Source organism: Pseudomonas sp. G(2018) (assembly GCF_005502415.1).
In the GTDB taxonomy this organism is placed as follows: Bacteria; Pseudomonadota; Gammaproteobacteria; order Pseudomonadales; family Pseudomonadaceae; genus Aquipseudomonas.
Map to the genome: position 1 here is coordinate 254371 of NZ_SCOO01000007.1, position 8790 is coordinate 263160.

Below are 8790 nucleotides of genomic sequence, written 5' to 3' on the forward strand. Positions count from 1 at the left end.
AAAAGTCCAACAACGCCCCAGAGGACACACGATGAAACTGAAGACAGGTAAGAAAATCACCGTCGCTCTTTTAGTTACCGGCTGCATATCCTCACAGGCCGCCCTGGCTGAACAGCAAAAGCTGACCGTTGCGTTGTATGGCGGTAATTGGGGTGAAGCCTTCCTCAAATGTGTGACACCGTGCTCTGGACCCGTTTCGAAAACGTACCGGCCTACGTTGCCGCCCAGGACATCCCGATCCATCTGCCGGGCTATGGCGACCTCAAGGCGGACCTGGTCTGGGGCGGCAACTACTTCGGCATCGTCGACCTGACCCACTGCGACTTGCGCATCAGCCCGGACAACGGCAGCGAACTGTCGCGCCTTGGCCTGCTGGCCCGCGACCAGATCAACAAACAACTGAAGATCCAGCACCCCACCGAGGCCCATATCAACGACCTCAACTTCATCACGTTCTGGCACCCGGCGACCATCAAAGGCGCGTTCTACAAAAACGTCCACGTCTTCAGCGCCGGCCAGCTCGACCGCTCCCCCGGTGGCACGGGCACCAGCGCGATGATGGCCATGTTCGAGGCCCGGGGAAAATTGAGCCTGAACCAACCCATTCTGTCCGAAGGGCTGTTGGGCAGCGGGACCTTCGAAGGCTGCCTGCTGGGCGAAGTCGACCTCAACGGCACCCGCGCGGTGCGTCCGACCGTCAAGGGCACGGCCAGCATCCTGGGCACTTCGCGCTGGGTGATCGAGCGCAATGATCCGGTCGGGGCGGGTTTCGTCGTCAACTGACACGCTCAAATGAGCCTGTAAAAAACAAACGCCCGGCATCCACCGGGCGTTTGACATGACGGGCCCGCCTACGCACCTTTCGTTTATGCGCTGCCTCTACTACGGTGGTTAAGGGACCGCTTTCCCACACAGGAGCGCTGCGCATGTCCAGAATCCTCTTTTTGATCATTGCCGCCATGGTGCTGTGCACCAGCCAGGCCATGGCGGACACCCTCAAGATAAGCGTGATCGGTGCCGGCAAGGTCGGCGGTACGCTGGGCACCCTATGGGCAAAAGCCGGGCACGCGGTGATGTTTTCCTCACGCCACCCCGAGGCGCTGACAGGCCTGGTCAACGCCGCCGGTCCCAACGCGCGGGCGGGCTCCGTAAGCGATGCCGCTACATGGGGCGATGTGATCGTGTTGAGCGTTCCCTACGGCGCAATGCCGGTGCTGTCCGAACAGCTCAAAGGCAAGCTCGACGGCAAGGTACTGTTCAGCACCAGCAACCCGTTCAGCAGCCGCGACGGTGACGTCGGGCGCAAGGCGCTGGAGGCAGGCGTCGCCCTGGCAGACCAGCAGTATCTGCCCGGGGTGCACCTGGCGCGGGCGTTCAACGCCGTAGGCTACGCCGCCATGAAAGACCAGTCCGGCCAAAACAAGGCAATTCCGGTTTTCGCCGACGACGCCCAGGCCCGTGAACTGGGCGCCCGCCTGGTGCGCGACGCCGGTTTCGTGCCGGTGCTGTTCCCGTTGGCGCGAGCCCATGAAGGCCTTCCGGGCGGCCCGCTCAGTGGCCTTTGGAGCGAGGCCGAACTCAAACGCAAGCTGGGTCTTTAGCGAGTATCGCCGGATTATTGAGCGATGGAAAATGACAGCTAAGCTTCCTTCTATTGTCGGGCTCATTGAGCAAATTGCATTTTGCTATGTTCGCCCTTCACAACAGTCTCGGAGGGGAGCCCATGAAACGCATCGTCACGCTCATCGCGATCTCTTTGTTGACCACCGCTTGTCAGAGTACAAATGACGGTGTCACCCGACTCGACAATTGTGTTTGCTACAAATCGCCCGAGGGGCAACATTTGCAAGCATCGCAAATAGCGTGGAACGACCCCGATACGTTGCAGAAACAATTCTCACATTGCGTTTGCCGAGCCTTGGTCGACCTGAAGGAGGTCGACGATCCCGGTAAATTATTCGTGCCCGGAACCCAAATAAAATAAGGAGTACAACGCCCACTGCCTCCTCAGAAACTCAAACAACCCTGATCCGGGTCAGCCCTTCCCGTTCAGCCTGCGCCAGGATCTCTTGCGGCGTTGCGTCCGCTGAAGGCATGAGCAGGCTGTTCTCCCCATCCCCAAAATGCAGCTGTAAAAGATGCATTGCCGCCTCATGCACGGGCAGCTGAGACTGCTTGAGTTCGAATACGTATTCGCGAGGCGCGTCGTTGAATAGGGAGTGCAGTGTGTATTGGTGCATGGCGGGATCTCGGCTTGAGAGAAGTGCAGCTGACACTGCTTTGGGTCGAGTAGGGTCCTTCCTGATTGGCAGTAATCGGCCAGAAGCGGAAGGTCGTTATGAATCCGTAAAACCTGGCTTGCCGGTCAGCGTCAATCTGCGAGGATCATGGCGAGGTAACCGAAGACCGTCAGCAGGACTCCCGAGACAGCAAAGGCTACGGGAAAACCGACCCACGGCACGTTGCTGCCGATCTCTGTCGCGGCCTCCTGACACGGGCCGGAATGACTGCGGGCGCCGGCCATGCCGCCCATCAACACCGCTGGATTGATCTTCATCAAGTGAAAACCAACCACCCAGACAGCGAAAGGCGGCAGCATGCAGGCGACGAAGCCCACCAGGAATATCTGCACGGCGAGCGTACCCGTCAATTGGGCCAAAAGGGTGGCACCGGCATTGATCCCGACAATCGCAACGAATACCAGCAGGCCCATGTCCTCAAGGATGTTACGTGCTGCATTCGGCGTATTACCGAAAAAGCGCAGACGCGAGGAAAGTGATGAGACGATGATGCCCGACACCATCAGGCCGCCAGCGCTACCCAGGCCGACAGAGGCACCAAAGGCGTGAAACTGGATCAGACCGATCAGTTGCCCCAGGGTCATGCCGACAAACAGCGTTAATAAATCGGTCATGCTGCTTGGCCGGGCGATGACGCCAAACAGCTCGCCGGCACGTTGCACGGCTCCGGACAGGCCGGTGACGAAAAGCACGTCGCGACGTTGCAACCGGGTCTCCGGCCCCGCGGGTAGCGGTACTCCGCCGCGCTGGATGCGCGTCAGCTGAAGCTGCCCGGCCAGGTCCAATCCGCGGAACTCCTTGAGTTTCTTGCCGATGACGGTTTTCTCGGTCACCAGGATTTCCGCCTGGTCCAGTGGTACGGCGAGTGCCTTGGCGTCATCGACTTCCGGGCCGATCAGACCGATGTTGGACGTCAGACCTGTACGCGTACTTCCAAGGGCAATCACATCCCCCGCCTGCAGCCGGATTTCAGGATCTGCCCCTATCGACTCATCACTGCGATGGACATCGACGATACGATACTCCGGGAATCGAGTGATGAATTCGCGGATGCTGAGGCTGATGGTCGCAGGATTTTCCAGGCGATAAGCACGCAATCCGAAGGCTTTGTTTGCGGTGAGGCCGTCGTCCTCGACATCATGCATGCCATGCTGCTTTTCATAGCGGTGGGCTGCCGCCTTGGCATCGCCCCCCCACCAGCGCGGCATATATTTGCAGATCAGCACGATGCCGATGGTGCCCCATATGTAGGTAATGCCATAGGATAGGGTAATCATCGCCGATACCCCCTCGACAGTGTCGCCCGCTGCGAGTTTGACGGCACCTGAGGCAACCGCCTGTTCGGCCGAGCCAATGGCAGAAGACATGGTCGTGGCTCCGGCGAGGATGCCGCCGGCCGCTCCTGTCGGCAGGTTCAAAAGACGAGCCCCCAATACCACCACGGCCAAGCTGAGCAAACTGCAGATGACCGCCAGGAGGGTGAACTTCAGCCCATCGTCCTTCAGGCTATTGAGGAAGGAAGGACCGACCCGCAACCCTACCCCGTACATGAACAAGTAGTAGAAGAGGTTCATGGTGAAGGTGTCGAGCTTGAGCGTGATGCCATAGAAGGATGCGGCAATGGCAACGCCACAGCCCACCACTATGGCGCCGCCTACTGTACCCAACCCATATCCCTTGATGGTGAAGCGGCCGATCAGCACCGCCAGGCTGACCACCAGGAACAGCAACATGTAGGGGTTGGCATGGAGAAACGTGAAGATTACCTGCATGGGTTGATTCCCCTTTCGCTACGTTTCTGCCCGCATACCAGAAAGGCCTTAGGCAGTAGCGTAGCGTGTGAATCCATGCCGGTAGCTGAGTACCGAAGCGCTATAAAACCAACATGGCCCGAATGCTTTTGCCATGCCCAAAAATTTCGTAGGCCCGACAAAAAAACACCCAAAAAAGTATCAAACAAAAATATTTGAACTATACCCAAAGAGTTTATCGCTCCTGAACCCGGACAGAAGTGCCTCTGAAGAGACTTGCCCAGGACCTTCGACATTATTGCATCGAGAGAGTCTGGTTATGAACGCTTTGAAAATTGCGGCCAGCGAAGCGACGCGAGATTGTTTCCGTACTGCCCGTGAAGTCGTTCCCCTCACACAGACCGACTTTACCGATGTCGCCGTCGCGGTGATTTCAGTGGATGATTTGGCAGCGGGGGCATTGGACTCCATCAGGCGAACCGGATTCGACATTCCGATTTTTCTGGTTGCATCGCAGAGCCGCGGCAGTCGCTCCTTGGAAGTCTATAAGCAGCTACAAGACGTCATTCTGCAGGTCAATGGTGTCTTTGATTTGTCCAGCAATAACGCCGAGTACTACGGCAACCAATTGGAGACGGCCGCCAAGGCCTATGAAGAGGGACTGCTTCCGCCCTTCTTCGACGCGCTCAAGCATTACACCGAGGCCGCCAATGCGACCTTCGCCTGCCCCGGTCACCAGGGCGGTCAATTCTTTCGCAAGCACCCCGCTGGCCGCCAGTTCTTCGATTTCTTTGGCGAAACCCTGTTCCGCGCAGACATGTGCAACGCCGACGTCAAGCTCGGCGACCTGCTGATCCATGAAGGCCCGGCCCTGCAGGCACAAAAGCATGCGGCCAAAGTGTTCAACGCGGACAAGACCTACTTCGTACTCAACGGCACATCCGCTTCTAACAAAGTAGTGACCAACGCTCTGCTCACTCCGGGCGACCTGGTGTTGTTCGACCGCAACAACCATAAATCCAACCACCAGGGGGCTTTGCTCCAGGCAGGAGCCACTCCGGTGTATCTGGAAACCGCGCGCAACCCCTACGGCTTTATTGGCGGCATTGATGCCCATTGTTTTGAAGAAGATTACTTGCGCGAGCTGATCAAGGAAGTCGCCCCGGACAAGGCTCAGTTGCCGCGGCCTTTTCGTCTGGCCATCATCCAGTTGGGCACCTATGACGGCACGATTTACAACGCTCGCCAGGTGGTCGACCGTATCGGCAAATTATGCGACTACATCCTGTTCGACTCGGCGTGGGTCGGTTACGAACAGTTCATTCCGATGATGAAGGATTGCTCGCCCATGCTGCTCGACCTGGGCGAAGACGACCCCGGTATTTTCGTCACCCAATCGGTACACAAACAACAGGCTGGCTTCTCCCAAGCCTCACAGATCCACAAGAAGGACCGCCACATCAAGGGCCAGTCCCGCTACTGCAATCACGCACGGTTGAACAACGCCTTCATGGCCCAGGCCTCCACCAGTCCGTTCTACCCGCTGTTCGCCTCGCTGGATGTGAATGCACGCATCCACGCCGCTCGTAGCGGCTTGCGCCTGTGGGAAGACTGCGTGAAGTTCGGCATCAACGCGCGCAAATTGATCCTGGAAGCCTGCACCCTAATCCGTCCATTCGTGCCGGAAACCATCAATGGGCGCCCATGGCAGGACCACCCGACCGACGCGATCGCCAGCGACCTGCGTTTTTTCGAGTTTCACCCCAAGGATCGTTGGCACGCCTTCCCCGGCTATGCCGACAAACAATACTTCATCGACCCCTGCAAGCTGCTGTTTACTACTCCTGGCATCGACCCGGTGGACGGCAGTTACACCGACTTCGGCATCCATGCCGGCATCCTGGCCAACTTCCTGCGCCAGAACGGCATTGTCCCGGAGAAATGTGACCTCAACTCGATTTTGTTCCTGCTCACGCCCGCGGAAGACTGGGCGAAGATGGCCCACCTGGCCGCACAATTGGCGCGCTTCGAGCAGTTCATTAGCGATGACGCGCCAATGAGCCGGGTGCTGCCGGCCATCTACGCGCGCTACGAAGATCGCTACCGCAACTACACGATCCGCCAGCTCTGCCAGGAAATGCACGACCTCTACCGCAGCCATAACGTCCAGCAACTTCAAAAGGACATGTTCCGCAAGGAGCACTTTCCGAAAAAAGCCATGAATCCACAGCAAGCGCAGATCGAATACATCCGCGGTAATGTCGAGCTGGTGGCGTTGACCGATGCCGATGGCCGTATCGCTGCCGAAGGCGCGCTGCCCTACCCACCCGGCGTACTCTGCGTGGTGCCGGGAGAAATTTGGGGTGGCGCGGTGCTGAAGTACTTTCTAGCACTGGAAGAAGGTATCAACCGCCTGCCCGGATTCACCCCGGAACTTCAGGGTGTCTACCTAATAAACGAAGGTGGTCGAACCCGCGCATATGGATACGTGCTTAAGACCTGATGCTGCGACCAAATGATTGCTCAAGGAGACATGCATGAGTGACTCGCAAACTCGATTGCCAGTTGACTTGGCGCAGCGCTTCCCGGTGCTGATTGTGGCCAACACACAGGAACATACCGACAGCATCCTGCCGCCGTTTTTCGATGCGCGGGTAAACTTCGCCGGCACCCGTGAGTATTCCTGGCACACCCCGGGCCACACTGGCGGAACTGCCTTCATGAAGACTGCAGTGGGTCGTGCGCAGACCACCACCCGCAAGCTGAGCCAGAGCGTCGACCGTATCCACTGCGACGAAGCTTGGTATGCCTAACAAAAAAGCCATTGTTGACTACCTGCTGGCGATGGCCGATTCCCCGGCGTCGAACACGACAACCATGGAGTCGAGATCGAACGCGATAGCCAAGGGCGCCCCACCTAAAAAGTCGATGTGGTCAAACAGTAAGGATTTCCCTCTTACCCGGTGGCTGGCAGTTCGTCACCGGATCAGGGTCAAACTTCGAACAGGGCAAGGAGTGTGCGATGGCTGATTCAAGCAAAAAAATGGGCCTGATCGGGCTCACCACGCTGGTAACGGTCAACATGATGGGGTCAGGCATCATCATGCTGCCCACCAATATGGCCCAACTCGGTGCTGTCTCGCTGTTGTCGTGGATTTTCACGGCGATCGGCTCGATGGCCATCGCGTACTGCTTCGCTCAGTGCGGCGTCTTCTGCTCGCGTTCCGGCGGCTTATCTGCCTACACCGAAGAAGCCCATGCCAAGTCGGGGTTCTTCCTCTGCTCCTACCTGTACTTTCTGTCCCTGGCGATCGCCAACGTCGCCGTCGCGATCTCGGCGGTGGGCTACCTGAGTGCCTTCGTGCCTTGGCTGAGCAGTGGTGCCATTCCGCTATTCGTCGGCACGGTCGCGCTGATCTGGATAACCATCATTGCCAACTTTGGTGGCCCCAACATCACCGGCAAGATCGGCGCATTCACCGTGTGGGGCGTGATCATTCCAGTGGCAGGCTTGAGCATCATCGGCTGGTTCTGGTTCGACTCAGAGGTGTTGGAGGCCGCCTGGAACCCGAACGGACTGGCGATCTCCGAGGCCATCGGCAAGGCGATTCCCCTAACCCTGTGGGCCTTCCTCGGCATGGAGTCGGCGGCCCAGGCCACCGATGCGGTGGAAGACCCCAAGCGCAACGTACCGCTGGCCTGCCTGTTCGGCACCCTGGGTGCAGCCGCGGTCTATGTGCTGTCAACCACGGTTATCCAGGGCATCATTCCTAACGCCGAGCTGGCCAACTCCTCGGCACCTTTTGCGTTGGTCTACGCCAAGATGTTCAGCCCGATGGTGGGTAACATCGTGATGGCGCTGGCGGTCATTGCTTGCGTCGGCTCGCTGTTGGGCTGGCAGTTCACCCTGGCCCAGACCGCCAAGATGACCGCCGACCAGAACCTGTTCCTCAAGCTGTTCAGCAAGGTCAACGCCAGCAATGCGCCCGTCGTCGGCATGATCGTCTGCGGCGTGCTGCAGACGATCATGGCCGTGTCGACCATCTCGCCCGACGCCGCTGCGCAGTTCAGCAAACTGGTGAGCCTGGCGGCAGTGACCAACCTGATCCCTTACATCACAGCGCTGACCGGCTTGCTGGTGATCATGCACAAAGCCCAGGTAGGACCCGCGGTGTATTCGCGCAACGTGGTGGTTTTGCTGATAGCAGTAGCCTATTCGTTGTACGCCCTGTATGCCTGCGGCAAGGATGCGGTACTGGGCGGCACCCTGGTACTCGCCTTCGGCTACCTGCTCTATGGCTTCCTCGCCAAACGTTTCGTCGACACGCCACCCGCCACCCAGGCCAGGACCGGCAATGTTTAGGCAATCACGACTGCACAGACATCTGTACTCGGGGAAACCGGACATGAACGTACCATTTGCAAAAACCACTCGACTGCTGCTTGCCTTGGTGTTCACCGCGCTGCCGATAGTGGCGAGTGCCAACACCTTGGAGCGCGTACGCGCCAGCAATTCCTTTACCTTGGGTTACGTACCAGACCTGTCGCCCTTCAGCGTTCAGGAAGGCGACAAAGCCAGCGGTTATGCCATTGATTTGTGCCTGAAGATCGCCGACAAGCTCAAGACCGAACTCAACCTGCCCAACCTGCAGGTGCGCTACCAACCCGTCACGGTTGCCGAAGAGACGAGTGCGGTGAAGCTGGGCAAGGTCGATATCCTCTGCACCCCGACCCCACCC

9 protein-coding genes are annotated in these 8790 nt (G+C 58.5%); 7 read left to right on the top strand and 2 right to left on the bottom strand.

Annotated elements, in window-relative coordinates; all coding sequences use genetic code 11:
• Positions 1-180 precede the first annotated feature (180 nt).
• From FFS64_RS10285 to FFS64_RS10295, 3 genes are all read left to right on the top strand, one after another.
• Positions 181-783: a proline racemase family protein gene (locus tag FFS64_RS10285; protein WP_218571080.1), complete on the top strand. Its 603-nt coding sequence runs from the start codon at positions 181-183 to the stop codon at positions 781-783.
• Between the two features lie 143 nt (positions 784-926).
• Positions 927-1601, top strand: a complete 675-nt coding sequence (locus FFS64_RS10290; RefSeq protein WP_137805282.1) for an NADPH-dependent F420 reductase — start codon at positions 927-929, stop codon at positions 1599-1601.
• Between the two features lie 122 nt (positions 1602-1723).
• Positions 1724-1984 carry a hypothetical protein gene (locus FFS64_RS10295; RefSeq protein ID WP_137805283.1) on the top strand — a complete coding sequence of 87 codons (261 nt, stop codon included), beginning with the start codon at positions 1724-1726 and terminating at the stop codon, positions 1982-1984.
• A 31-nt stretch (positions 1985-2015) separates the two neighbouring features.
• On the opposite strand, the gene FFS64_RS10300 is transcribed toward FFS64_RS10295, so the two are convergent.
• Together FFS64_RS10300 and FFS64_RS10305 are read right to left on the bottom strand one after the other, a co-directional pair.
• Complete coding sequence (locus FFS64_RS10300; protein WP_137805284.1) at positions 2016-2240, bottom strand: hypothetical protein; 225 nt, start codon at positions 2238-2240, stop codon at positions 2016-2018.
• Positions 2241-2371: 131 nt separating this feature from the next.
• Positions 2372-4072, bottom strand: coding sequence for an aspartate:alanine exchanger family transporter (locus tag FFS64_RS10305; RefSeq protein ID WP_137805285.1), 1701 nt, complete (start codon positions 4070-4072; stop codon positions 2372-2374).
• Positions 4073-4370: 298 nt separating this feature from the next.
• Between FFS64_RS10305 and speF the strand changes: the two genes are divergently transcribed.
• The 4 genes from speF to FFS64_RS10325 all read left to right on the top strand — a co-directional run.
• On the top strand, positions 4371-6554 hold the full coding sequence (gene speF / locus FFS64_RS10310) for an ornithine decarboxylase SpeF (protein ID WP_137805286.1): 2184 nt from the start codon (positions 4371-4373) through the stop codon (positions 6552-6554).
• Positions 6555-6588: 34 nt separating this feature from the next.
• A complete protein-coding gene (locus tag FFS64_RS31665) occupies positions 6589-6864 on the top strand; it encodes a hypothetical protein (RefSeq protein ID WP_256660438.1) in 276 nt (91 codons plus the stop codon).
• A 209-nt stretch (positions 6865-7073) separates the two neighbouring features.
• A complete protein-coding gene (gene potE / locus FFS64_RS10320; protein ID WP_137805287.1) occupies positions 7074-8414 on the top strand; it encodes a putrescine-ornithine antiporter in 1341 nt (446 codons plus the stop codon).
• A gap of 43 nt (positions 8415-8457) precedes the next feature.
• A partial coding sequence (locus FFS64_RS10325; RefSeq protein ID WP_137805288.1) for a transporter substrate-binding domain-containing protein occupies positions 8458-8790 on the top strand: 333 nt, incomplete at its 3' end.

Bases quoted from the DNA above. Each gene is read 5' to 3' on its own strand.
- potE (WP_137805287.1), top strand. From the start codon at position 7,074: ATGGCTGATTCAAGCAAAAAAATGGGCCTGATCGGGCTCACCACGCTG.
- speF (WP_137805286.1), top strand. From the start codon at position 4,371: ATGAACGCTTTGAAAATTGCGGCCAGCGAAGCGACGCGAGATTGTTTC.
- FFS64_RS10305 (WP_137805285.1), bottom strand. From the start codon at position 4,072: ATGCAGGTAATCTTCACGTTTCTCCATGCCAACCCCTACATGTTGCTG.
- FFS64_RS10300 (WP_137805284.1), bottom strand. From the start codon at position 2,240: ATGCACCAATACACACTGCACTCCCTATTCAACGACGCGCCTCGCGAA.
- FFS64_RS10295 (WP_137805283.1), top strand. From the start codon at position 1,724: ATGAAACGCATCGTCACGCTCATCGCGATCTCTTTGTTGACCACCGCT.
- FFS64_RS31665 (WP_256660438.1), top strand. From the start codon at position 6,589: ATGAGTGACTCGCAAACTCGATTGCCAGTTGACTTGGCGCAGCGCTTC.
- FFS64_RS10290 (WP_137805282.1), top strand. From the start codon at position 927: ATGTCCAGAATCCTCTTTTTGATCATTGCCGCCATGGTGCTGTGCACC.